The 24,742-nt window shown below is 73.6% G+C and carries 22 protein-coding genes and 1 pseudogene; 13 read left to right on the top strand and 10 right to left on the bottom strand.

The window, feature by feature from the left end; genetic code table 11:
* Positions 1-103 precede the first annotated feature (103 nt).
* Together EV284_RS18580 and EV284_RS18585 are read left to right on the top strand one after the other, a co-directional pair.
* Positions 104-610 carry a hypothetical protein gene (locus EV284_RS18580; protein WP_130335520.1) on the top strand — a complete coding sequence of 169 codons (507 nt, stop codon included), beginning with the start codon at positions 104-106 and terminating at the stop codon, positions 608-610.
* An 8-nt stretch (positions 611-618) separates the two neighbouring features.
* The gene (locus tag EV284_RS18585; protein ID WP_130335522.1) at positions 619-4,968 is read left to right on the top strand and encodes a cation-translocating P-type ATPase; all 4,350 of its coding nucleotides are present in this window, start codon (positions 619-621) and stop codon (positions 4,966-4,968) included.
* Here EV284_RS18585 and EV284_RS18590 read toward each other — a convergent pair.
* The 7 genes and pseudogenes from EV284_RS18590 to EV284_RS18620 form a co-directional block, all read right to left on the bottom strand.
* The gene (locus EV284_RS18590; protein WP_130335524.1) at positions 4,965-6,308 is read right to left on the bottom strand and encodes a nucleobase:cation symporter-2 family protein; all 1,344 of its coding nucleotides are present in this window, start codon (positions 6,306-6,308) and stop codon (positions 4,965-4,967) included. The two genes, EV284_RS18585 and EV284_RS18590, sit on opposite strands and share 4 nt — an antisense overlap.
* A 139-nt stretch (positions 6,309-6,447) precedes the next feature.
* Positions 6,448-7,788, bottom strand: coding sequence for an NAD(P)-binding protein (locus EV284_RS18595; RefSeq protein ID WP_130335527.1), 1,341 nt, complete (start codon positions 7,786-7,788; stop codon positions 6,448-6,450).
* Positions 7,789-7,875: 87 nt separating this feature from the next.
* A complete protein-coding gene (locus EV284_RS18600; RefSeq protein ID WP_130335529.1) occupies positions 7,876-8,538 on the bottom strand; it encodes a TetR/AcrR family transcriptional regulator in 663 nt (220 codons plus the stop codon).
* A gap of 114 nt (positions 8,539-8,652) precedes the next feature.
* Positions 8,653-9,363 carry an HAD-IA family hydrolase gene (locus tag EV284_RS18605; RefSeq protein ID WP_130335531.1) on the bottom strand — a complete coding sequence of 237 codons (711 nt, stop codon included), beginning with the start codon at positions 9,361-9,363 and terminating at the stop codon, positions 8,653-8,655.
* On the bottom strand, positions 9,360-10,001 hold the full coding sequence (locus EV284_RS18610; protein ID WP_130335533.1) for a phosphatase PAP2 family protein: 642 nt from the start codon (positions 9,999-10,001) through the stop codon (positions 9,360-9,362). The genes EV284_RS18605 and EV284_RS18610 overlap by 4 nt, the downstream gene beginning before the upstream one ends.
* A 68-nt stretch (positions 10,002-10,069) precedes the next feature.
* Positions 10,070-11,002 (bottom strand): annotated as a pseudogene (locus EV284_RS18615) (M56 family metallopeptidase).
* 84 nt (positions 11,003-11,086) lie between these two features.
* Positions 11,087-11,632: a DUF5134 domain-containing protein gene (locus EV284_RS18620; RefSeq protein ID WP_130335535.1), complete on the bottom strand. Its 546-nt coding sequence runs from the start codon at positions 11,630-11,632 to the stop codon at positions 11,087-11,089.
* A gap of 174 nt (positions 11,633-11,806) precedes the next feature.
* Here EV284_RS18620 and EV284_RS18625 point away from each other — a divergent pair, with 174 nt between their 5' ends.
* Together EV284_RS18625 and EV284_RS18630 are read left to right on the top strand one after the other, a co-directional pair.
* Positions 11,807-13,363, top strand: a complete 1,557-nt coding sequence (locus EV284_RS18625; RefSeq protein WP_207229067.1) for an FUSC family protein — start codon at positions 11,807-11,809, stop codon at positions 13,361-13,363.
* 26 nt (positions 13,364-13,389) lie between these two features.
* Entirely contained in the window at positions 13,390-13,920 is a 531-nt protein-coding gene (locus EV284_RS18630; RefSeq protein WP_130335539.1) for a MarR family transcriptional regulator, read from the top strand.
* Positions 13,921-13,930: 10 nt separating this feature from the next.
* Here the strand turns inward: EV284_RS18630 and EV284_RS18635 are convergent, their stop codons facing one another.
* Entirely contained in the window at positions 13,931-14,323 is a 393-nt protein-coding gene (locus EV284_RS18635) for a VOC family protein (RefSeq protein WP_130335541.1), read from the bottom strand.
* Between the two features lie 69 nt (positions 14,324-14,392).
* Here EV284_RS18635 and EV284_RS18640 point away from each other — a divergent pair, with 69 nt between their 5' ends.
* Entirely contained in the window at positions 14,393-14,929 is a 537-nt protein-coding gene (locus EV284_RS18640; protein WP_130335543.1) for a GNAT family N-acetyltransferase, read from the top strand.
* A gap of 12 nt (positions 14,930-14,941) precedes the next feature.
* On the opposite strand, the gene EV284_RS18645 is transcribed toward EV284_RS18640, so the two are convergent.
* The gene (locus tag EV284_RS18645; protein WP_130335545.1) at positions 14,942-15,625 is read right to left on the bottom strand and encodes a glycerophosphodiester phosphodiesterase family protein; all 684 of its coding nucleotides are present in this window, start codon (positions 15,623-15,625) and stop codon (positions 14,942-14,944) included.
* A 343-nt stretch (positions 15,626-15,968) separates the two neighbouring features.
* Here EV284_RS18645 and EV284_RS18650 point away from each other — a divergent pair, with 343 nt between their 5' ends.
* From EV284_RS18650 to EV284_RS18660, 3 genes are read left to right on the top strand one after another with little or no spacing between them, the layout of a single operon-like run.
* Positions 15,969-17,366: a DUF6421 family protein gene (locus EV284_RS18650; protein ID WP_130335547.1), complete on the top strand. Its 1,398-nt coding sequence runs from the start codon at positions 15,969-15,971 to the stop codon at positions 17,364-17,366.
* Positions 17,367-17,407: 41 nt separating this feature from the next.
* Positions 17,408-18,154, top strand: a complete 747-nt coding sequence (locus EV284_RS18655; protein ID WP_130335549.1) for an SDR family NAD(P)-dependent oxidoreductase — start codon at positions 17,408-17,410, stop codon at positions 18,152-18,154.
* Positions 18,151-19,221, top strand: coding sequence for a low specificity L-threonine aldolase (locus EV284_RS18660; RefSeq protein ID WP_130335551.1), 1,071 nt, complete (start codon positions 18,151-18,153; stop codon positions 19,219-19,221). Before EV284_RS18655 ends, EV284_RS18660 begins: the two co-directional genes overlap by 4 nt.
* A 67-nt stretch (positions 19,222-19,288) precedes the next feature.
* On the opposite strand, the gene EV284_RS18665 is transcribed toward EV284_RS18660, so the two are convergent.
* Positions 19,289-20,017, bottom strand: coding sequence for a lysophospholipid acyltransferase family protein (locus EV284_RS18665; protein WP_130335553.1), 729 nt, complete (start codon positions 20,015-20,017; stop codon positions 19,289-19,291).
* 204 nt (positions 20,018-20,221) lie between these two features.
* Between EV284_RS18665 and EV284_RS18670 the strand changes: the two genes are divergently transcribed.
* The 5 genes from EV284_RS18670 (at position 20,222) to EV284_RS18690 (ending at position 24,739) form a co-directional block, all read left to right on the top strand.
* The gene (locus tag EV284_RS18670) at positions 20,222-20,626 is read left to right on the top strand and encodes a thioredoxin family protein (RefSeq protein ID WP_242625756.1); all 405 of its coding nucleotides are present in this window, start codon (positions 20,222-20,224) and stop codon (positions 20,624-20,626) included.
* A gap of 195 nt (positions 20,627-20,821) precedes the next feature.
* Entirely contained in the window at positions 20,822-21,331 is a 510-nt protein-coding gene (locus EV284_RS18675) for a flavin reductase family protein (RefSeq protein ID WP_130335557.1), read from the top strand.
* Between the two features lie 221 nt (positions 21,332-21,552).
* Positions 21,553-22,338, top strand: coding sequence for an electron transfer flavoprotein subunit beta/FixA family protein (locus EV284_RS18680; protein WP_130335559.1), 786 nt, complete (start codon positions 21,553-21,555; stop codon positions 22,336-22,338).
* Positions 22,339-22,389: 51 nt separating this feature from the next.
* Positions 22,390-23,352 (top strand): electron transfer flavoprotein subunit alpha/FixB family protein, encoded by a 963-nt coding sequence (locus EV284_RS18685; protein ID WP_130335561.1) that lies wholly within the window; start codon positions 22,390-22,392, stop codon positions 23,350-23,352.
* A gap of 124 nt (positions 23,353-23,476) precedes the next feature.
* Positions 23,477-24,739, top strand: coding sequence for an aldolase/citrate lyase family protein (locus EV284_RS18690; protein WP_130335563.1), 1,263 nt, complete (start codon positions 23,477-23,479; stop codon positions 24,737-24,739).
* Positions 24,740-24,742: the final 3 nt, after the last annotated feature.

Here is a 24,742-nt window from a genome sequence, read left to right on the forward strand (position 1 = left end):
CGCCCGGTGCTTGGCGTCTCCTGGGAGTGGAGGGGGTGACCAGCGTGCGCGTGCTTCCGGGCACCGGGGTGGGCACGGCAGGCGATCTCGCCCGAGGAGAGTCATGGCTGAGCACACGTCGTCGTCGGTCCTCACCGCGCCCCTGCGCGGCGCCGCCTCCGTCCTGAGCAAGGTGCCCGGCGCGTCGATGGTCAACAAGGCGGCCCAGGACACGCTGGACGTGCTCGGCGTGGTCTCGCCCCGAGGGCGCCGCCTCGCGGTGTACGCCGGGGCGGGCGTGCTCGGCGTCGCCGGGGTCGTGGAGTGGCCCGTGGCGCTGACCGGGGCCGCCATCGCCTGGCTGACCCAGCCCCGCCCGCCGCTCGTCACCCCGGTGGCCGAGACCACGGACGTCGTGATCGAGGAGGCCGCGCCCGCGAGTGACGCCGAGGTGGGCGAGGCGGCGCTGCACCCCGGGCACCACGACGCCCCCGGGCCGGTGAAGGTGACGGACACGGAGTCCGCGCACCCGGAGTCGGACAAGAAGCACGGCAAGAAGTCCGGCAAGCACCCCAAGGGCGCCACCGGCCATCTCGGGCCCACCGCCCGCCCCGAACGCACCAGCCTCTGACGGCCTCGATGGTCCTCAGCCTCCTCACCGCCCCCTCGGCCGCCGCCCGCGTGCCGCGGCTCCTCGCCGACGCCGCCGCCCCCCTGATCGGCGCGGCGGCCGGCGCCGCGGCGGGCACCGCGCGGGCGGGCGTACGCGGCGCGGACGCGGCCGTACGCGTGACCCGCGTCGCCCGCACCGCGCTGCCCGGCGGCCCCGCCCACTGGCGCTCCGGCGCCCGCGTCCACCTCCCGCTGCGCACCGCGGAACCGGACCGGGTGCGGGGCGAGGGCGGCCGCGCCCACCTGGCCCGCCGGATCGCGGCGGCCCTCGCCGACCGGCCCGACGTGCTCCTCGCCTACTGGGACGAGGGCCTGGGCCGCCTCGTCCTGACCCTGGCCGAGGACGCCGTCACCGACCGGGTAGTGGACCGCGCCGCCGAGCTCGCCGTACGCGAGGGACTCCTCGTGGCGGGCGGCGACCCCGAGGAGTACGACCATCCCGCCGACCCGGCCGGCGTACGCGCCGCCGCCATCACCCTCGGCGTCGACCTGGCCGGCATCGCCGCCGCCCTCACCGGCTACGCCCTGCGGCTGCCCCCCACGCCCCGCGCGGTCACCGCCTGCGTGACTCTGCTGCGGGAGAACCCCCGCGTCCGCGCCCTGCTGCGCAGCCGGATCGGTGCCGCCCGCATGGACCTCCTGCTGGCCACCGCCAACGCGCTCGCGCACGCCGCCGGGCAGACCCCCACCTCGCTCGTCCTCGACGGCACCCTGCGCTCGCTCCAGCTCGCCGAGACCGTGGCCCGCGCCGCCGCCTTCGACTCCCTGCACGACGAGCTGTGCGGACCCGAGCGCCTCAGCGTCGCCCCCACCGGCTCCCCGCGCCCCCTGCTGCGCGAGTCCCCGGCGCAGGTGTACGCCGGTCACGCCTCGGCGGGCAGCGTGCTCGGCGCCGCGGCCGCGCTGCTGGTCAAGCGGAACCTGAACGCGGCCGCCGAGGCCGCCCTCTCCGGTTCGCCCAAGGCCGCCCGGTACGCCCCGGCCGCCTTCCACGCCGTACTCGGCACCGCCCTCGCCCGTGCCGGTGTGCTGGTCCGCGACCCGGAACGGCTCCGACAGCTGGAGATGGCCGGGACCCTCCTGCTGCACCCGAGCGCGCTGCGCACCGACGAGGGGCTGCCCGACCCGTGGACCGAGGCCGTGCTCGACGCGGCCCGCCGCGCCCGGCTGCGCGTCGTCCTCGTCGACGATCCCGCGCTGGAGGACTTCACCGGGCTCGCGGACCAGGTCGTCGACGCCAGACGGCCGTTGGACGACGTCGTGCACGCCCTGCGCGGAGAGCTGGACGCCGAGGACGAGGAGGGCGGCGAGGAACGCGTCGTCATCACGGTCGCCCGGCCGCGCGCCCTCGCGGAGACCGACGTACTGGCCGGGCTCGACGCCGCCGACATCGCCGTCGCCCTCACCGACCTGGAGGGCGCCGTCGTCTGGGGCGCCGACATCCTCGCCCCGCACGGCCTGCCCGACGTATGGCGGCTGCTCACCGCGATCCCGGCCGCCCGGGCGGTCGGCAGCCGGGGCCAGATCCTCGCCCGCTCCGGCGCCGCGCTCTCCGGGCTGCTGGTGGCCATCGGCGAGGCCCGGCGCGGCCGGGGGCGGCGCTCGGTGCTGCCCGGCATGCGGCACGCCCCCGTCGACACCGGCGCCCTCACCGCGCTGGTGTACGGCGTCTGGGCCGCCCTCAGGGTGTCCGCCGCACGCGCCCCGCACCCGCACGCCCGCGTGCGCTGGCACGAACTGGACCCGGACGAGGCGGTGGAACGCCTGGACCGCGAGGCACCCCCAGAGCCGGGCATGCTGGAGCGGGCCGCCACCGGGGCCCGCAGGACGGCGGACCGGATCGCCCGCGTCCCCGCCCTCGCCCCGGCCCGCTTCGCCTGGCAGCTCGGCCGGGCCGTACGCGGCGAGCTGGACGATCCGCTCACCCCGGTGCTGGCCGTCGGCTCCGCCGCCTCCGCGATCCTCGGCTCGGTCGTGGACGCGCTGCTCGTCGTCGGCGCCCTCGACCTGAACGCCCTGGTCGGCGGGGTCCAGCGGCTGCGCGCCGAGCGGGCGCTGTCCGGGCTGCACGCCGACCAGCAGCGCAAGGCACGCGTCGCGCCCCCGCCGAAGGAGGCGCCCGCGGGCGGCACCCGCACCGTCGACGCCGGACAACTGCTGCCCGGGGACGTGATCGAGCTGAAGGGCGACGACGTGGTCCCCGCCGACGCCCGGCTGCTCCGGCAGGACGGCCTGGAAGTGGACGAGTCCGCGTTGACCGGTGAGTCCCTGCCCGTGCACAAACACGTCGGCGCCACCCCGCACGCGGCCGTCGCCGACCGGCGCTGCATGGTCTTCGAGGGCACCACCGTCGTCGCCGGCACCGCGCACGCCGTCGTCGTCGACACCGGCGAGCGCACCGAGGCCGCCCGCGCGGTCCACCTCGCCGCCCGCACGCCCCCGGCGGCCGGGGTGCAGGCCCGGCTCCAGGAACTCACCCGCAAGGCACTGCCGCTGACCCTCGCCGGCGGCGCGGCCGTGACCGGGCTCGCCCTGCTGCGCGGCACCCCGGTACGCGAGGCGGTCAGCGGTGGCGTGGCCGTCGCGGTCGCCGCCGTGCCGGAGGGGCTGCCGCTGGTCGCCACCGTCGCCCAGCTCGCCGCCGCCCGGAGACTGAGCCGGGACGGCGTCCTGGTCCGCACCCCGCGCACCCTGGAGGCGCTGGGCCGGGTCGACACCTTCTGCTTCGACAAGACCGGCACCCTCACCGAGAACCGGCTCCGGGTCGTCCGGGTCTCCGACGCCGAGGGCACCGAGTGGGCGGCCGGCGACGCGGGCGAGCCGGGCCCCGCCGCGACCCTGCGCCGCGCCGCACGGGCCTGCCCGCGTGTCAACGGCGGCTCCGGGCGCCCGGTGCACGCCACCGACGAGGCCGTCATCGACGCGGCCGCCGCCGACCCCGGCTGGACCCAGCTCGGCGGCCTCTCCTTCGAGGCCGCGCGGGGCTACGCCGCCGCCGTGGGCCGCGACGGCGACGGCCCCCGCACCCTGGTCGTCAAGGGCGCCCCCGAGACCGTCCTGCCCGGCTGCGCGGACCTCTCCGATCGCGCCCACGACAGCGCGCACTCCCTGGCCGGTGCCGGACTGCGCGTCCTCGCGGTGGCCATGCGGCGCCTCGACGAGGGTGAGACGGAGTCCGACGCGCTCCAGGGGCCGCTGCACGGACTGGAGTTCACCGGCCTGCTCGCCCTCTCCGACGTACCCCGCGAGACCTCGAAGGCGCTGGTGCGGGGCCTCTACGAGGAAGGCGTACGGCCGGTCATGCTCACCGGCGACCACCCGCAGACCGCCCGCGCCATCGCCCGGGAACTCGGCTGGCCCGAGGACACCGAGGTGGTCACCGGCGACGAACTGGCCGCCGCCGATCGGCGTACCCGCGCTCGCATGCTGCGGGACGCCGGGGTCGTCGCCCGCGTCGCCCCCGAGCAGAAACTCCAGGTCGTGGAGGCGCTGCGGGACGCCGGGCGGGTGGTCGGCATGGTCGGCGACGGCGCCAACGACGCCGCCGCGATCCGGGCCGCCGACATCGGCGTGGGCATCAGCGCGCGGGGCTCGGCCGCCGCGCGCAACGCCGCCGACATCGTCCTCACCGACGACGACCTGACCGTCCTCATCGACGCCATCGGCGAGGGGCGTTCGCTGTGGCACAGCGTCGCGGACGCCATCGCCATCCTCATCGGCGGCAACGCGGGCGAGGTCGGCTTCGGCATCCTGGGCACCCTGGTCTCCGGCACCGCCCCGCTGTCCACCCGGCAGATGCTGCTGGTCAACCTCTTCACCGACCTCTTCCCGGCCATGGCGGTGGCGGTGACCCCGAAGGACGGCGACGACACCGAGGTACGCAACCGCACCGCCTCCCCGGAGGACGCGGCGGGCGGGGTCCTCGGCGCCCCGCTGATCCGGCAGATCCGGCACCGTGCCCTGACCACCGCGCTGGGCGCCGTGACCGCCTGGCTCATCGGCCGGTTCACCCCGGGCACCTCCCGCAGGGCCAGCACCATGGCGCTGTGCGGCGTCGTCGGCACCCAGCTCGCGCAGACCCTGCTCGACCGCCGCGACAGCACCCTGGTCCGGGTCACCGCCCTCGGTTCCGCCGCCGTCCTGGTGGCCGTCATCCAGACCCCCGCCGTCAGCCACCTGGTCGACTGCACCCCGCTCGGCCCGGTGGCCTGGGCGGGCGTCGCCGTGGCCATCGCCGCCGCCCTGGCCGCCCAGCGGACGCTGCCCCGGCTGGAGGAGATCGTCGCGGGACTGGTGCCCACGGAGGATGCGCCCTAGACGCTCTCCTCGGCCGGCGCGGGAGCCTCCTCGGGCTTCCGCCCGGGCAGGTGGTTGAACAGCAGGTTCAGCACGATGGCCGTCAGGCACCCCGCGCTGATGCCGCTGTTCATGACGGTCTGGAACCAGTCCGGGAACCTCGCGTACACCGTCGGCACGCCCACCGGGAGCATCCCGACCGCCACCGACACGGCGACGACGGTGAGGTTGTGGTTGTCCCGGAAGTCCACGCGGGCCAGGGTGCGCAGGCCGCTCGCCGCGACCGTGCCGAACATGACCAGGCCCGCTCCGCCGAGCACCGGCGCCGGGACGGCGGCCACGACGGCGCCCAGCTTGGGCAGCAGCCCGAGGAGGACGAGAAGGGCACCCGCGGCGGCGACCACCCACCGGCTGCGGACCCGTGTCATGCCGACCAGGCCGACGTTCTGCGCGTACGCGGTGTAGGGGAAGGTGTTGAAGACCCCGCCCAGCACGGTCGACAGGCCGTCGGCGCGCAGCCCGTCCGCCAGGGAGCGCGGCTCGACCTCGCGGCCGGTGAGCTCGCCCACCGCGATGAGGTCACCGGTGGTCTCGGTCATCGTCACCAGCGCCACCACCAGCATGGACACGATCGCGGACACCCGGAACTCCGGCGCCCCGAAGTGGAACGGCGTGCTGATCCCCACCCAGTCCGCGTCCGCGACCCCGCCGAAGTCCGTGAAGCCGAACGGCACCGCGACGGCCAGACCCACCACGATGCCGGTCAGCACGGCCACCCGGGCCAGGAAGGGCGGGGCGAGGCGCTGCACAAGGAGCACCACCAGCAGGACGAACGCGGCCAGCGCCAGATTCCGGGGCGCCCCGAAGTCCTTCGCGCCCGCTCCGCCGGCCGCCCAGTTGCCCGCGACCGGCAGCAGGGAGACCCCGATGATCAGGATGACGGTGCCGGTGACCAGCGGCGGGAAGAACCGCAACAGCCGGCCGAACACCGGCGCCAGCAGCATGATCGCCAGCCCCGCGACGATCACCGAGCCGTAGATCGCGGGCAGACCGCCGCCTGTCGTACCGATCAGCACCATCGGCGAGACGGCCGCGAAGGTGCACCCCTGCATGATCGGCAGCCGTACCCCGAACCGCCAGAAGCCGACGCACTGGATCAGCGTCGCCACCCCGCACACCAGCAGGTCGGCGGTGATCAGATACGCCAGGTCGGCGGGGGAGAGCCGCAGGGCGCCGCCCACGATCAGCGGCACGGCCACGGCGCCCGCGTACATCGCGAGCACATGCTGGAGTCCGAAGGCCGCGAGCTGCCGTACCGGGGGTATCTCGTCGACGGGGTGCACTTCGGCGGTCGTGGCCATGGGGCCTCCTGAAGGGGCGGGGCGGGGAGTGGAAACCGGACAGCACGAGACGGTAGGGGCCTTGAACAATTTGTTGATTTCCGGTGCGTTGCCGCTGTGTGTCATGCCCACGTGAAGAGGGGCGACACCCTCCGCCGAGTCACCGTGACCGCGCCGCCGCCCACAGCGCGTCCCAGTCGGACAGCTTGACCGGGTTGCGGCCCAGGCTCGCGCCCAGTTCCGCCTCCGCCCGCTCGATCGCCAGCCAGCCCGGCCACGCCACCGGGTCGGCGCCCGCCGCCCGCAGCCCCGGCAGCGGGTCCTCGGGCACCGCGCGGGACTCCAGCGCGGCGGCGTCCTCCAGCAGCGAGGTCACCGTCTCCTTGGCGCAGGAACGGTTGGTGCCGATGACGCCGGTCGGGCCCCGCTTGATCCACCCGGCCACGTACTCACCCGGCACCGGTACGCCGTCGCTCAGCACCCGGCCCGCCAGATGCGGCACCATCCCCGTCACCGGGTCGGACGGCAGCCCCTCTGGCGGCATCCCCCGGTACCCCACCGAACGGAGCACCAACTGCGCGGGGACGTCCTCGAAGACGCCCGTGCCCCGCACCCCGCCCCGCCCGTCCGGCTCGGTGCGCTCGAAACGGACACCGCCCACCCGGCCGTCCGCCTCCAGCACCTCCACCGGACGAAGGAAGAACCGCAGACGGATCGTCCGCTCGGTGTCCGGGGGAGAGAGCGCGGCCCAGTCGCGCAGCACCTCGGCGTTGCGCCGCTGGGCGGCCGGCAGCGCCGAGAGGTCCGCGAAGCCGGGGTCCAGCGCCAGCTCCGCCGGGTCGACCGAGACGCCGACGCCCGGCAGATGCCCCAGCTCCCGCAGCTCCTTGGTGGTGAACCGCGCCTGCGTGGGCCCGCGCCGCCCGGCCATCAGCACCTCGCCGACCCCGCCCCCGGTCAGCGTCTCCAACGCCGCCTGCGGCATGTCCGTCCCGTGCAGCTCGGCCGCGCCGCGCATCAGCATCCGCGTCACGTCGACGGCCACATTGCCGACCCCGATGACCACCGCCGAGCGCACGTCGCGCAGGAAACCCTCGTCGGCCGCGTCCGGATGCGCGCTGTACCAGGACACGAACTCCGACGCCGACCAGCTCCCCGGCAGTTCCTCGCCCGGAATGCCCAGGGGGCGGCCCGCCGCCGCGCCCACGCAGTACACCACCGCGTGGTACAGCTCCCGCAGCCGCTCCACCGGCACCCCGTCCGGGCCCCCGGCCCCGACCCCGCCCAGGAACCGGACCCGGTCGTGCTCCAGCACCGTCCGGAGGCTGCCCTGGAGCGACTTGATCTTCTCGTGGTCCGGGGCGACGCCGTAGCGCACCAGCCCGAAGGGGGCCGGCAGCCGGTCCAGTACGTCCACGTGCACGTCGGGGTGGCGCTCCACCAGGTTCTGCGCGGTGTAGCACCCGCTCGGTCCGGAGCCGACGACGGCGACCCGCAGCACGGCGTACTCCTCACCCCGTGGGCATCGGGTGACAGCCCTGACGGCTCCAGCATGGCACCGCGCGGCGCGGTCGGCAGGGAGGGCGCGCTACGCGTCGCGGTCGTCGGGCTGCTTCTCCGTGGCGAAGAAGCGGGACAGGTCGCCCCGGCAGGGCTCGCCGCCCGGTGGCCGGCCCAGCTCCCCGTCGAGCCCGTAGCGCTCGAACAGCTCCGCCCGCAGGACGGGGATCGGCATGGGCACGCCCGGTACCAGTGCCGCGTACACCGCGCCCATCAGCAGCGCCCGCAGCATCGGATAGCCGGCCGTGACGTCCTCGGCGCCGCTGCGGGTGATCGTGTCGCCGAGGAGTTCGGAGAGACGCTGCTGCTCCGGGCACTGAACGAAGCCCTCCTCGTGCAGCAGGCCCGCCATGTGCTGGCGCATGAGCACCGGATGCTCCCGGGCCAGGCCCAGGATTGCGTCGATGGCACGGGCCAGCCGCTCCCGCCCGTCCTCGGTACGCGGCTCCCGCTCCAGCGCCTCCTCCAGCGTGCGGTGCATCAGCCGGTGCACGGCCGACTGCACGAGCCGGCGCTTGCCGGGGAAGTAGTACGAGACGAGTCCGCGCGCCGATCCGGCGCGGTCCGCGATGTCGCCGAGGGTCGTGGCCTCGAACCCGCGCTCGTCCACCAGTTCGACCGCTGCCTGCAGGAGCCGCTCGCGCGAACGCCGCCGCAGCTCTTCATTGACCGAGGCGCTGCGCGGGGACATTGTCGAACTCCTGCGTTGACTGGCTGTCAGCCAACTATACTCAGGGCGTGAGGCACCGCATCGCGCGGGGCCTTTTCAGGGCTGCCGTTCGTCTGAGCGCCGCGGGGGAGCGCCTCAGACGGGCGGCAGTTCCGCGTCTTTCGCCAGGTCCAGCACGGGCAGCAGGGCGTCCGGGCGGTCGCGCACCGGCAGATGGTCCACGAAGTGCACCTGGCAGCCGAGCGCGGCGGCGCCTCCGTCCGCCGTCCTGCTGTCTCCGACCATCAGCGTGTGCTCGGGCGCCACCCCCAACTCCGCGCAGGCGGCGGCGAACAGCCGGGGGTCCGGCTTGCGTGCGCCGTGCTCGTAGGACAGCACGTACGCGTCCACGTACTTGTCGAGCCCGTACTGCCGGAAGACCGGGCGCGGATCCCAGCCGATGTTGCTGACGACGCCGACGGCGATCCCGCGCCGGCGCAGTTCTCCGAGGACTCGGGGCGCATCGGGGTACGGGGTCCACGCGGCGGGGGTCACGGCGCGGTCGTACAGCGCGTCGTGGAGGGAGTCCGCGGGCAGGGGCACCTGCCGGGAGAGGCCGGTGTACGCGGCTCGGTGCGACGCGGTGTCGAGATCCCGCTCGGCCCAGGCCGCGGCCAAATCCGCTGGGACATCGGCCGGTTCGGCACCCCCGGGCAGCGCGCCCGCGACCTCCAGCGCGGCCGCCGCCTCGACGAGTCGGCGCTCCTCCAGTCTGGTGCCGGTCGCCGCCAGGGTCGCCCGGAGCCAGGACTCGGTGGACTCCACGCGGCACAGCGTGCCCGAGAAGTCGAACAACACAGCGGTCATGGGCGGACCTTACTCCCGCGCCCGTGCACCAGCACGGCACCGGCCACCACCAACGCCCCGAACAGCCAGCCCCCGAGCACGTCCGAGAACCAGTGCACGCCCAGCCAGACCCGGGTGAGGCCGACGCCGAGTACGCAGACGAGGGCCACGGCGACCGCGCCGTACCAACGGGGCCCGCGCACCCCGTATCGGCGGATCAGCCAGAGGAGCAACCCGCACACCACCGTGGCCGTCATGGCATGCCCGGACGGGAACGCGGCGAACCGCGCACTGTCCACGGGGTCGGGCCAGACGGGGCGCGGCCGCCCGATCCCCGCCTTCACCGCTTGCTGCACCACGGCCGCGACCGCGCAGGTGACCAGCAGCCACAGTGCCGTCCACCAGGCCGCCCTTCTCCAGACCAGCCACAGGGCGACCCCGGCACAGAGCAGCCGCATGGTCACCGGGTCCCAGACCCAGTCGGTCAGCACCCGGAAGGCCTGGGTGAGACCCCGGTTCCCGACCGCCCAGCGGTGGGTGGTGCGGGCGATGTCCTCGTCCAGGCTCATCAGGGGGGACCAGTGGAGAGCGACTAGGGCGAGGAGGAGGCCGGAGGGGAGCGCCAGGAGCAGGGTGGTCCGGGGGGATCGGCGGGGCATGGGGGGATCTTCGTCGACGAGGGGGCCGGGGCGCCGCCCGACGCGTCGGCCCGGGGCGGTGCCCGACCCTAATGCAGCGCCCGAAGTCCCGGAACGAAGGCGACGATCACCGGAAGTACCGGTACCAGGGCGGCGGTTGCGGTGAGGCGGAGGCGCTGCGGGGCCGGGAGGCGGGGCGGGGCCGCGAGCAGGCGGTTGACGCGCTGGGGGAGCTGGGCGTGCGGCGTCGGGGTGGGTCCGAAGACGCCTCGGTCCTCGTTGAGGTCGACCAGGGCGAGGGCGGTGGTGACGCGGCCGAAGCGGCGGGAGGCGGTGTCGTCGGCGGCCAGTTCGACCAGGCGGTGCATCTCGTCGCGGAAGGCGGCGAACACCGGGACCTGGGGGAAGCCGCCGGCCAGCGCGGCGGAGCAGTGCAGCAGCCAGTCGTGGCGGAAGCGGGCGTGGCCCTGCTCGTGGGCGAGCAGGGCGTCCAGGCGGCTGCCCTTGAGGCGGCGGAGGGCGGCCGTGGTGACGACGAGCCGGGGTGTGGCGCCGGGCAGCCAGTACGCGTCCGGGCGGTCGCCCTCCAGGACCACCAGGCGTCCACCGGGCTCCTCGCCCGGCAACAGGGGTGCCCGCTTCAGGAGTTAGGTCCGGCTCGTCCGCCGGCGCCGCCGCGCGCCCAGTACCTCGCCGGCCAGCATCGCCAGGGTCCACAGCCCTCCGCAGGCGAGCGTCACGGCGGTCGGCGCGGCCCAGGGACCCGCCGCGCCGAGGGCGTACGCCTCGACGACCCCGTGCGGAGCCCCGCTGAACAGATGTCCGCGCACCTCCTGCCAGGCCGCCGCCGCGCTCAGGGTCATCGACAGCGCGCAGCACAGCAGGACGGCGGCCACCACGCACTGCCAGGCCCACAGCGCCACCACCGGCTCCCGGTCCGGCCAGTCGGCCCGGGCCAGCAGGCGCGGGGCGGCGACGGAGGTCAGGATGCCGAGCAGCAACAGTGCCACGGGGACGCTCATGGGCAGCACCCTATGAGCACCGGGGCGCTGGCCGGCGCCGAAGTGACGCAGGCAACTCCCGCGCCCCGCACACCGTTTGAAGTGTCACATCGTCAGAAGCATCGCCAGCATGCCTATCCCCATCGACAGCCGGCACACCCGCGACAGCTCAGGCCGGTCGCCCCACCGCACCGCGCCGGGGCCGCCCCGTACGGTCACAGGCACCAGACGGGCGCCGGTCAGCAGGACGTAGCCGGTGAAGTACAGCAGCAGCGCACCCGTCAGCCAGGCCGGGCCGGAGCCACCCGTGTGATGGTGGTGAGCCGGGGCCGCGGCCATCAGCACCGCCATGTACACCATCGCCGTACTGCCCAGCAGATGGTGCAGATGGTGGGCGCTCCGCCGCGCCGACCACAGCGCGCGCAGGGCGGCCAGCCCGAAGACGGCGGCGTACAGCGGCCACACCCAGCGCGGCGGGGCGAAGACCGCGGCCGGGATCGCCATCGCCGCCATCCCGAAGCCCATCAGGGCCTCGCCGCCCGCCGCCCGGCGCTGCTCCTCGACCCCGCTGCGCATCCGCAGCAGGCAGTAGGCGCCGGTCGCCGCGCACAGCGCGACCAGCAGCCAGGCCGGTGACACCGGTCCGTGCACGCGCACCACCCCCGTTCGACGCCATGTCGAGGGATGCGATGCCCACGCCACGCGCAGCGCACGCGAGCGCAGGGGGGTGTACGGGGAGCGTTCACCGGAGCACGGCGTGTGACCAGGGCGGATGCCGGGCGGCGATAAATCGTTTACTGGTGAAACACCTGTTAAATTATTCGCATGAGCAGCCGCCGCCTCCCCCTCACCCAGGCGCTCCGCCTCCAGGGACCCTCCGCCATCTGGTTCAAGCCCGCGCTCAGCGTGGTCGTGTCGGCGGCCCCGCCCAACCTCCTCCTGCTGGCCCTCGGCCGCCTCGACCTCGCCCTCTACACGATGGCCGGCTCCCTCTGCGCGCTCTACGGCCATCAGCGCCCCTACGCGGCCCGCGCCCGCGTCCTCACCGGGGTCCTGCTCGGCATGACGGCCGGACTAGCCGTCGCCCTGCTCGCCTCGGCGCTCGCCCCGGGCCCCGTCGTCCTGGTGCTCGTCGGGGCCCTGCTGGCCGCCGCGCAGAAGACGGTCTGCGAGTCCACCCGCGTCGGACCGCCCGGCAACGTGGTCGTCACCTTCATCAGCTCCGCCGCCCTGTTCATCCCCCAGACCCCCGGCCAGGTCCCCGCCCACCTCGGACTCACCCTCGCGGCCGGAGCCTGGGCCTGGCTCGTCTGCATGGCCCCCGGAGTGCTCCGGCCGCACGGGCCCGAGCGCCGGGCCGTCGCCGCCGCCCTCCACGCCGCCGCCGACCTCGCCGGCCGGGGCGAGACGCCCGCCCACCCGGCCCTGCACACCGCCTGGCAGGCCCTCCACTCGCCGGGCGTCCGCCCCGACCCCACCCGGCGAGCCCTGGAGAACCTGCTGCTCCGTGCCGAGGCCGCCGACGCCGACCCCGGCCGGCTGCGCGCCTGGGCCCGGGCCCTGCGGGGCACCGGTCCGGTACCGCACGCGGAAACCATCGGCTCGGCCGTCCCGCACCCCCGCCCCGCCCGCATCCCCTTCGAGCACCTGGCCCCCATAGCCACCCGTACCGCCCTGGGCTGCGCGCTGGCCGGTCTGGCCGCCCTCTCCCTCGGCGTGGGCCGCCCCTACTGGGCCCTGGTCACCGCCGCCTCCCTCTACCAGGCCAACGTCACCCTCACCTGGAACCGGAGCGTCCAGCGCGTCGTGGGCAACCTCCTCGGCGTACTCGTCTTCGCCGCGCTCACCCCGCTGACCCACCTGCACCCGGTCACCCTGGTCCTGTGCTGCCTGGCGTGCAGCTTCGGCGCGGAAGCGCTCATCGCCCGCAACTACTGGCTCGGCACCGTCTGCGTGACCCCCATGGCGCTGCTCATCACCGAGTTCACCCACCTCCAGGACCCGGGCACGCTGATCACCCAGCGGGTGCTGGACACCCTGGTCGGGGCGCTGGCCGGGCTCGCCGCCGCCGTGCTGGTCACCAACCGGCGGGCCGGCGACCGCGTGCACGACGCCCTGACCGCCGTCGAGGACACCCGCGCGCACACCGAGCACCTGCTGACCCACCCGGAGCCCCACGCCCTGCCCGCCGCTCGCCGCGCCCTCGCCGTCGCACTCACCGACCTGCGTGCCGCCACGGCCGCCGCGCAGGGGGAGTGGTGGCAGCGGCCCTTCCCCGCGGAACGCCTCGCGCTCGCCGAGCAGGCCGGACACCGTACGCTCGCGGCGGCGGTACGACACCGGGCAGTCGCACCCTTGAAGCAGGACCTGAAGCAGGACTGACACGGCACCACGGAGGACACGCGGCCATGACGGACACGGGAGACCAGCAGCCGAGGACGGACACCGTCGCCTCGGTCGTCCGGCAGTGGCGCGCCGTGCACCCCGCGCTGAACACCGGGCCCATGGAGGTCATCGGCCGGATCAACCGCTGCGCCGCCCTCCTCCAGCAGGCCGAGGACGCCCCGCTGCGCCGGGCCGGGCTCAGCCGGGCGGAGTTCGACCTGCTCGGCGCGCTCCGCCGTACCGGGCACGAGCTGACCCCGGGGGAGCTGGCGCGGGAGACCTTCTCCTCGGGCGCGGCCGTGACCAAACGGGTCAAGCAGCTCACCGGGCGCGGACTGGTCGAGCGGCGCGGCGACACCCGGGACCGCCGCGTCTCCCACCTCCGCCTCACCGACGCCGGACGCGAGCTGGTGGACGGCATCCTGCCCGAGCAGCTCGCCTACGAGGAGGCCGTGTTGTCCGTACTCACCCCCGCCGGCCAGGACGAGCTGTCCGGTCTGCTCGCCGGCCTGCTCGACGGACTGGAGGGCCGGCTGAGCGCCCTGCGCGGCTGACCGGGGGGTCTCAGATCCCCGGCCGGTACCGCAGCGGATGATCCGCCGGGGTCTCCACCAGCACGATCGGGATGCCGTCCGGGTCGGCGATCCACATCTCGATCAGCCCCCACGGCTCCCGGACCGGCGCCCGCACGATCTCCACACCCTCGGCGAGCAGCTCGTCGTGCGCGGCGGCCGCGTCCGGCACCTGGAGCCAGAGCCGCACGGACGGCGCGAGCGGTGTCTCGGAGCGCCCGGAGAGTTCGAGGAAGCCGCCGCCCAGGAAGTAGACGGTCCCGCGCTCGGGCCCCTCCCCGAACTCGCGGTACACGGCGAGCCCCAGCTGTCCGCCGTAGAAGGCACGGGAGCGCTCGGGTTCCGTCGGGCGGATGAGGGTCCGGCTGCCCAGTACATGCACCATGCGAGGGGAGCCTAGCCGCCCGACTAGGCTCGTCCCCGCTCAGCCGCGCCCCAGATCGGAGTACATGCCATGGACACCCCCACCGGACCGACGTTCCGCGACGCCACCGACGCCGACGTGGACGATCTCGTCGCGCTCGTCGAGTCGGCGTACCGGGGGGACGCCAGCCGGGCCGGGTGGACCACGGAGGCGGACATCCTGGACGGGCAGCGCACCGACCCCGAGGGCGTGCGCCAGGTCATCAAGACGCCCGACAGCAGACTGCTCGTGGTGGAGCGGGAGGGCCGGATCGTCGCCTGCTGCCAGCTCGAACACCGGGGCGCCCACGCCTACTTCGGCATGTTCGCGGTCAGCCCCGCCCTGCAGGGGGAGGGGCTGGGCAAAGCGGTCATGGCGGAGGCGGAGCGGCGGGCGCGGGCCGACTGGGGCGCCATCGAGATGCACATGACGGTGATCTCGGTCCGCGACGACCTGATCGGCTGGTACGAGCGCCGGGGCTACCGCCGTACGGGCGAGACGACCCCGTTCCCGTACGGCGACGAGCGCTTCGGCATCCCGCGCCGCCCCGACCTGCGCTTCGAGCTGCTGGTCAAGCCGCTGGCGTGACGGTGGGCCCGCTCAGGCGGTGAAGCGGCCGGTGCGCTTGATGTCCGGAAGGTCCGTGGTCGCGCCGTCCAGCTGGAGGGCGCGCACCAGCCGCAGCTCGTCCTGGGTGTTCACCACCCAGGCGAAGACCCTGAGGCCCGCGGCGCGCGCCTTCTCCACGACCTCCAGCGTCAGCCTGCGGACGTCCAGACAGAGGGTCGCCGCGCCGACCGCGACCGCGCGGTCCACCACCTCGGGGCCGTAGTGCTCGGCCACCAGCGCGGTGCGCACCCCCGGCACCAGCCGGGAGATCTCGGCGAGCGCCTCGTCGTGGAAGGAGATGACCTCCACGCGGGAGACCAGGTCGCGCCGGAGCATCACCTCCGCCAGCGCCTTCGCGGCGGCCACGTCCTTGATCTCGGCCTGGATCGGCGCCCGGACCGCGTCCAGCACCTCCTCGAACACCGGCACCCGCTCACCGAGCCCCGCGTCAAGGGCGCGCAGTTCCGCGAGGGGCTTCTCGGCGATCCGCCCGGTGCCGTCCGTGGTGCGGTCGACCTCGGCGTCGTGCATGACGATCAGCGCACCGTCCTTGCTCAGGTGCAGATCGAGTTCGATCAGGTCCAGCCCGGCCTGCTCGGCGGCGGCGAAGGAACGGAGTGTGTTCTCGGGCTCGACACCCATGACCCCACGGTGCCCGATGGTAAGGAAGTTCAAGGTTCAACTCGCTTCCGTCGACGGCGGATCGGCCTGTCGCGGACCCGACGGAGTGTCGTCGTCCGCACGCCTGGCTCGCAGCCTAACGGCGATGCCCTCACCTGGGCGATCGCGTGGTTCCCGGCGCGGCGCCGGAGGCGTCATGGCCGAAACGGGGTGCTCGGTCACGCTCCCGGACCGTCTCGGCACCCGCAGCGAAAGTGAGCGCGGTCACGGTTTGAGGCGGGAAAAACAGCGGCGACCAGGCGGTCGCACAGAATAATTTCCCGAGCCCCCTCTTGTTAGGCAAAACGGGGTATGCATACGGTGTCCATACGCGAGGTTCTCCCGTGGAGGATGGGACATGACGGAAATTCTTGTGCAGGCCGGTCCGGAGGGACAGGTTCCTTCACTGACCAGGGTGGTCGAGCACCCGGCGTGGCCCGCCCTCAAGGGCGCGGTGGAGCAGATCCGGCCATGGCAGTCGAAGGACGGCTCGATCGACTTCACCGCCGAGGGCGCCCCCGAGCGGGCCGAGGCCGAGGCGGCCGTGAGCCGGGTCGTGGACGCGGTGGAGCAGCTCTCCCCGCTGGTCCCGCACGACGTGGCGTACCACCGTGCGCTCGTGGCCGACCTGCGCCGCTGGGCCGAGGGCGGCTTCGGGGTGCCGGACTTCCTGGACTCACTGCTGGCCTTCCAGCCGGCGGCGAACCGCGCGGACGGCCTCCAGCACCTGGTGGTCTTCCCGATGTACACGCAGAACGGCAACCCCGACCGCAATCTCGAGGCGGTCGTGCTGCGCATGGTCTGGCCCGACTGGCTGGCCGAGCTGGAGCGCACCCGGTACGACAACCCGCTGTTCTGCGGCATCACCTTCGAGGACTTCACGGCCGGGTACGACACCAACTCCGCCGTCCTCTTCCCGGAGACCATCGCCGTCCGCGAGGCGCCGGAACGTTTCTCCTGGGGTGGCATCTTCTGCGACCGCGAAGCCGCCCGCTTCCGCCGGGTCACCGACGCCGCCGTGGGCATCCTGGGCCTTGAGCTGCCCGAGGACATCGCCGCGATGGTGCACGACCAGAAGCGCTGCGAAGAGGCGTTCGTGCTCTGGGACATGGTCCACGACCGCACCCACAGCCATGGCGACCTGCCGTTCGACCCGTTCATGATCAAGCAGCGCCAGCCGTTCTGGATGTACGGCCTGGAGGAACTGCGCTGCGACCTCACCGCCTTCAAGGAGGCCGTGAAGCTGGAGGCGGACGGCGTCCCGCAGGCCCGCGACGTGCAGTACGCGGTGCTCTTCGACCGGATGTTCCGCTTCCCGGTCACCGGCGACCGCGTCCGCAACTACGACGGGCTCGGCGGCCAGCTCCTCTTCGCCTACCTGCACAAGCACGACGTGGTCCGCTGGACCGACAACAAGCTGGCCATCGACTGGGAGCGCGCCCCGCAGGTCACCAACCAGCTCTGCGCCGACATCGAGCAGCTCTACCGCGACGGCATCGACCGCCCCAAGCTCGTCCACTGGTTCGCCGGGTACGAACTCGTCGCCTCCTACCTCTCCCCGCACCCGGGCTCCAAGTGGGCCAAGGGCCCCGACGCCCTCGACCTCGGCCTGCCCCCGCGCAAGCTGGTCGACGACGTGCTCCCGGACGAGTTTCCGCTGAGCATGTTCTACGAGGCGCTGGCCAAGAAGCTGAAGAATGTGATCGCCGAGACCAAGGGCATCACGGCGGACGGCGCCGAGCGGATCGCCGCGTGAGCGGGCGCGGCGACGACACGGCAGTGGGAGAAGGGAAGACGATGCAGAACGGGGCTCTTCGGGGCGCGGTGATCGCGGTCGCCGGTGCGGGCGGACCGGCGGGCCGGGCCACCCTGATCAGGCTCGCCGAGGCGGGCGCGACCGTGGTCGGCGCGGACAACGACCCCGCCCGGCTGGCGGAGGCCGTGGACGCGGCCCGCTACGCCAACGGCGGCGCCACGGTCACCGGTGAGACGGTCGACCTGCTCGACCTGGACTCCACCCGTGCGTGGGCCTTGGGCATCGAGAAGGAGTTCGGCCGCGTCGACGGCCTGGTCCACCTGGTCGGCGGCTGGCGCGGCGGTGCCAGGTTCGAGGACACCGCCCTCGCCGACTGGGACCTGCTGGAGAAACTGCTCGTCCGCACCGTCCAGCACACCTCGCTGGCCTTCTACGACGCCCTCCAGCGCGCCGGTGACGGCCGCTACCTGCTGATCAGCGCCGCGGGCGCCTCCAAGCCGACCGCGGGCAACGCCGCCTACTCCGCCGCCAAGGCCGCGGCCGAGGCATGGACGCTGGCCATGGCCGACGGCTTCCGCAAGGCGGGGGGCGAGGACGGCCCGAAGGCGGCGGCTGCCATTCTGGTGGTGAAGGCGCTGGTGCACGACGCGATGCGCGCGGAGCGTCCAAGCGCGAAGTTCGCGGGCTTCACGGACGTCAAGGAGCTGGCCGAGGCCATCGAGGGCGTCTGGGGCAGGCCCGCCGCCGAACTGAACGGAAACCGTCTGTGGCTGACCGAGAAGCCGTGAACCCTCCCAGGACCGACGCCCGTCGCCACCATGACCCGCAGGTCCGCGGTTTCGCCAGCGACAACTACGCCGGGGCGCACCCCGAAGTGCTCGCCGCCGTGGCCCTGGCCAACGGCGGCCACCAGGTCGCGTACGGCGAGGACGAGTACACCGAGAACCTCCAGCGGATCATCCGCAGCCACTTCGGCGCCACCGCCGAGGCGTTCCCGGTGTTCAACGGCACCGGGGCCAACGTCGTCGCGCTCCAGGCGGTCACCGACCGCTGGGGTGCGGTGATCTGCGCCGAGAGCGCGCACATCAACGTGGACGAGGGCGGCGCTCCCGAGCGGATGGGCGGGCTCAAGCTGCTCACCGTGCCCACGCCGGACGGCAAGCTCACCCCGGAGCTGATCGACCGGCAGGCGTTCGGCTGGGACGACGAGCACCGGGCGATGCCCCAGGTCGTCTCGATCACCCAGTCCACCGAGCTGGGCACGCTCTACACGCCCGACGAGATCCGCGCGATCTGCGAACACGCTCACGCCCGCGGCATGAAGGTGCACCTGGACGGCTCCCGGATATCCAACGCCGCCGCCTCCCTGAACGTCCCCATGCGGGCGTTCACCAACGCGGTCGGCGTCGACATCCTCTCGATGGGCGGCACGAAGAACGGCGCCCTGTTCGGCGAGGCGGTCGTCGTCATCAACCAGGACGCCGTCTCGCACATGAAGCACCTGCGCAAGCTGTCCATGCAGCTCGCGTCCAAGATGCGCTTCGTCTCGGTGCAGTTGGAGGCCCTGTACGCCAAGGACCTCTGGCTGCGCAACGCCCGCCACGCCAACGAGATGGCCCAGCGGCTCGCCGAGGGCGTCCGCGCGGTGCACGGCGTGGAGATCCTGCACCCGGTGCAGGCCAACGGTGTCTTCGCCCGGCTCCCGCACGACGTGAGCCTCCGGCTGCAGAAGCGGTTCCGCTTCTACTTCTGGGACGAGGCGGCCGGTGACGTCCGCTGGATGTGCGCCTTCGACACCACCGAGGACGACGTCGACACCTTCGTCGCGGCGCTCAAGGAGGAGATGGCCCGCTGAGGGCCTCGCCGGCACACGGGAACGGCCCGGCCGGACGGTTGAACCGTCCGGCCGGGCCGTCGTCGTCTCAGAGGGCCTCGGCCGCGCGCAACTGCTCGTTCGTCGGGGCCGTGCCGCCCAGGTGGGCGGGGAGCCACCAGGAGTCCTCGGCACCCTTCGGGCGGGCCGGATAGGCGCGCTGGGCGGCGTCCAGCAGCTCCTGGACCCGCTCACGCAGCCGGCGGGTGATCGCGCCCGCGTACTGCTCGCGCGACGCCTCCAGCGCCTCGCCGACCCGCATGGTGATCGGGGTGTGGCTGCGCTTGAAGTTCCGCGGCTGGCCCTTGGTCCACAGCCGCTGGGTGCCCCACAGCGCCATCGGCACCAGCGGGACGCCCGCCTCCTGGGCCAGGCGCGCGGCACCGGACTTGAAGCTCTTCAGCGTGAAGGACTGCGAGATCGTCGCCTCGGGGAACACCCCGACGATCTCCCCGGCGCGCAGCGACGCCAGCGCGTGCGCGTACGCCGTCTCGCCCTGCTCGCGGTCGACCGGGATGTGCTTCATGCCGCGCATCAGCGGACCGGACACCTTGTGCCGGAACACCGACTCCTTGGCCATGAACCGCACCAGGCGCTTCTGCGGCAGCGCGGCCAGGCCGTTGAAGATGAAGTCCAGGTAGCTGATGTGATTGCTCACCAGCACGGCGCCACCGGAGCGCGGGATGTTCTCCGACCCCTGGCAGTCGATCTTGAGGTCCCAGACCTTGAACATCGTCTTGGCGAGACCGACGACGGGACGGTAGACCAGCTCTGCCATAAGCGGGGTGGTCCCTTTCTGCTCTGCTCGGGAAAGGGGGCTCCCGGCGGGAAGTTACGGAGCCGTAGGTTTACGGCTCTCGCAGATCGTGCCCCAAGAACGGACGGGTGACCAGTCCTGGTGCCCGGTGGCGGCGAGATCCTCGTCACGTCCGCCCTCGACCCCCTCTTTCGGAGGCGGGGAATCCATTCGGCCCTCGATGTGCTGGTGTTGAGGACGGATCGGACGAGCGGCGCCGCGGCGGCGGCAGGGCGGAGGAAACGGGTGCGCGGGGCGGACGATGTACGGCGGCTGACGGCGGCCGAACTCGGCGGCGAACCGGGGGAGCGGGCCACCCTCGTGCAGTTCTCCTCCGCCTTCTGCGCGCCCTGCCGGGCCACCCGGCGCACCCTGGCCGAGGTCGCCCGGATGGTGCCCGGCGTCGCGCACGTCGAGATCGACGCGGAGGCCCGGCTGGAACTCGTCCGCGAACTCGGCATCGTGAAGACCCCCACCGTGCTCGTCCTCGACGCGGACGGCACGGTGGTGCGGCGCGCCCAGGGGCAGCCACGCAGGGCCGATGTCATCGCGGCGCTCGGTGAGGCCGTGAGCGGGCGGCACGGTGGCTGACCCCTCCCGGGCGCTTCGGCGGCGACTTGACTGCGCCCGCCGTGTGTCGTCAGCCTGGCCCGGTGCCGATCGAACACCTTCTCGCCGGACGGGTCGCCCCCAGTGGCCCGGCCCGCCTCGGGAGCGCCCGCTGCCGGGGCCGTTGAACAGCACCGGACCCCACCAGCTCGCCCCTGTCAGCAGAAGGACCACCCCATGACGGCCACTCCCGGCCTCGGTTCCCGTCAGCCCGCCTCGCCGGACCTGCTGCGTTCCGTCTTCCGCCGGCACGCGGCCGGTGTCGCGGTGATCACCGCGCGCGGCGAGCACGGCCCGGTCGGCTTCACCGCCACCTCGCTCAGCTCGGTCTCCGCCGAGCCGCCGATGATCTCGTTCGGCATAGGCACCGGCGGGTCGAGCTGGCCCGCCATCGAGCGCACCGACCATGTCGGCGTGCACCTGCTCGCCGAGCACCAGAGCGACCTCGCCGCCACCTTCGCCCGCAGCGGCGCCGACCGGTTCGGGGCGTCCACCGCGTGGCGCGAGGGGCCCGGGCGGGTGCCCGTGCTGGACGGCGTGCTCGCCTGGCTGGTGTGCCGGATCGTGGGGCGGGTACCGGCCGGGGACCACCGGATCGTGCTCGCCGAGGTGCTGCTCGGAGACCCGTCCGGCGACGGCCGTCCGCTGCTCTATCACCAGGGCCGCTTCAACGCCCTGCGGGACTGAGCGGGTTGGGCCCCGGCTCCGCGGAGCCGTCGGGTTCCGGTTACGCTGCGTTGCGAAGGTCACAGTTCAAAGCGCTTGCTTAGCGGGCAGGAACTGGGTGTACTGGCGAGTAATATTTTGGTCGGAGCGCACGGACGCCCCGACCGCGATCGGCCGCTTGAGGCGCCTATGCTGCACTTCAAGAGGCAGCCCGGAAAAGACGATGCAGTAGGAGAGCCGGCGTGAGCTTGAGGATCGTTGTCACTGTGAAGTACGTGCCCGACGCCACTGGCGACCGGCACTTCGCCGATGACCTGACCGTCGACCGCGACGACGTGGACGGTCTGCTCTCCGAACTCGACGAGTACGCGGTGGAGCAGGCCCTGCAGATCGCGGAGGACGCGGACGACGCCGAGGTCACCGTGCTGACCGTCGGCCCCGAGGACGCGAAGGACGCGCTGCGCAAGGCCCTCTCGATGGGCGCCGACAAGGCGATCCACGTCGAGGACGACGACCTGCACGGCACCGACGTCATGGGCACCTCGCTGGTGCTGGCCAAGGCGATCGAGAAGGCCGGTTACGACCTGGTGATCTCCGGCATGGCCTCCACCGACGGCACCATGGGCGTGGTTCCCGCGCTGGTCGCCGAGCGCTTGGGTGTGCCGCAGGTGACGCTGCTCTCCGAGGTCTCGGTCGAGGACGGCACCGTCAAGGGCCGCCGTGACGGCGACGCCGCCTCCGAGCAGCTCGAGGCCTCCCTGCCGGCCGTGGTCTCCGTGACGGACCAGTCGGGTGAGGCGCGTTACCCGTCGTTCAAGGGCATCATGGCGGCCAAGAAGAAGCCGGTGGAGTCCTGGGACCTGTCCGACCTCGACATCGAGGCGGAGGAGGTCGGTCTCGAGGGCGCGTGGACCAAGGTCGAGGCCGCGACCGAGCGCCCGGCGCGCACCGCGGGCACGATCGTCAAGGACGAGGGCGAGGGCGGCAAGCAGCTCGCCGAGTACCTCGCGGGCCAGAAGTTCATCTAAGGCCCCGCGCCCAGACCGCCCCTCAACTTCGTTACGCAGGAGAGCAATCCCATGGCTGAAGTCCTCGTCTACGTCGACCACGTGGACGGTGCCGTCCGCAAGCCCACCCTGGAGCTGCTGACGCTGGCCCGCCGCATCGGCGAGCCCGTCGCCGTCGCCCTGGGCAACGGCGCCGCCGACACCGTCGCCGCCCTCGCCGAGCACGGCGCGGTGAAGGTACTCACCGACGACGCGTCCGAGTACGCCGACTACCTGGTCGTCCCCAAGGTCGACGCGCTCCAGGCCGCCGTCGAGGCCGTCTCCCCGGCCGCCGTGCTGGTCCCGTCCTCCGCCGAGGGCAAGGAGATCGCCGCCCGTCTGGCGCTGCGCACCGGCTCCGGCCTGATCACCGACGCCGTCGACATCGAGGCCGGGGCCGACGGTCCCGTCGCCACCCAGTCGGTGTTCGCCGCGTCGTACACCACCAAGTCCCAGGTCACCAAGGGCACCCCGGTCATCACGGTCAAGCCGAACTCGGCCGCCGTGGAGGCCGCCCCGGCCGCCGGCGCGGCCGAGGCCCTGTCGGTGACCTTCTCCGACAAGGCGACCGGCACCAAGGTCACCGGCCGCACCCCGCGCGAGTCCACGGGCCGCCCGGAGCTGACCGAGGCCGCGATCGTGGTCTCCGGCGGCCGTGGCGTCAACGGCGCGGACAACTTCGCGCTGATCGAGGCCCTCGCCGACTCGCTCGGTGCCGCCGTCGGCGCCTCGCGTGCCGCCGTCGACGCCGGCTGGTACCCGCACACCAACCAGGTCGGCCAGACCGGCAAGTCGGTCTCGCCGCAGCTCTACATCGCCAACGGCATCTCCGGTGCGATCCAGCACCGCGCCGGCATGCAGACCTCGAAGACGATCGTCGCGGTCAACAAGGACCCCGAGGCCCCGATCTTCGACCTCGTCGATTACGGCGTGGTCGGCGACCTCTTCGAGGTCGTCCCCCAGCTCACCGAGGAAGTCAAGACCCGCAAGGGCTGACCCCTCCGACGCCGCACGAGGCCCCCGGGACCCACACGGTCCCGGGGGCCTCGCCCTGTTGTTGACCCGCAGTACCGCCCTGGATAACGTCCTTCGACCGTTTGTCGAGGCCGGAGGGTGCGGGATGGGTCGGCAGGAGCAGGTGAGGACGAGTCTCGGCGACGAGGTCGGCAAGGAGGTCGACGGACTTCTCGCGCCCGTCGACGCCGAGTTGGCGCTCCGATACCCCGGCGATCCGGGCACGCGCCAGCCCGTGCACACCGTGTATGTGCCGGGTGACGTGTTCGGCGCGGGCACCGTGCGCGAGTGGGGCGACCGGGCGCTGGCCGCGCTCGACGAACACGCCCCGGACGCGGGCTCGTTCGCGGCCGTGCTCGGACTGGACCGGGAACTCGCCGGGCCGGTGTACGAGCGGGTCCGGGCGAAGCTGGAGCGGGAGCCCGTGGAAGACCTGCGGGTCGACTTCGAGGACGGGTACGGGCACCGCCCGGACGCCGAGGAGGACGAGGACGCCGCCCGCGCCGCCCGACTGCTCGCCGAGGACGCGCCCCCGTACCTCGGTGTGCGGGTGAAGTGCATGGAGGCGGGGGTACGCGAGCGGGGCATCCGTACGCTCGACGTCTTCCTCACCGGCCTGATGGCGGCCGGCGGCCTGCCCCGGGGGCTGAACCTGACGCTGCCGAAGGTGACGTACGCGGAGCAGGTCGCGGCGTTCGCCCGCGTGCTGGACGCCTTCGAGCGGACGCACGGACTGGAGGCCGGACAGCTGGGCTTCGAGATCCAGATCGAGACCAGTCAGGCGATCCTCGCCACGGACGGCACCGCCACCGTCGCCCCCATGATCCAGGCGGCGGCAGGCCGGGCCACCGGACTGCACTACGGCACCTTCGACTACAGCGCCGCCCTCGGGGTCTCGGCCGCCCACCAGGCACCCGACCACCCCGCCGCCGACCATGCCAAGGCGGTGATGCAGGTCGCGGCCGCCGGGACCGGCGTGCGCGTCTCGGACGGCTCCACCAACGTGCTGCCGGTCGGTCCCACCGCCCAGGTCCACGACGCCTGGCGGCTGCACTACCGGCTCACCCGCCGCGCCCTGGCCCGCGCCTATCACCAGGGCTGGGACATGCACCCCGGCCATCTGCCGACCCGGTACGCGGCCGTCTTCGCCTTCTACCGCGAGGGGTTCGCCCGGGCGGCGGCCCGGCTCGCGGCGTACACCGCGCGCACCGGGGGCGACGTGCTGGACGAGCCCGCCACCGCACGGGCGCTGAGCGGCTACCTGCTGCGGGGGCTGCACTGCGGCGCCCTGGACAGCGCGGAGGTGACCGCCGCGAGCGGGCTCGGCCGGGCAGAGCTGGAAGACCTGGCGGGGGCCCGGCCCCGGTAGTGC

This window comes from Streptomyces sp. BK022 (genome assembly GCF_004217355.1).
Lineage (GTDB): Bacteria > Actinomycetota > Actinomycetes > Streptomycetales > Streptomycetaceae > Streptomyces > Streptomyces griseoluteus.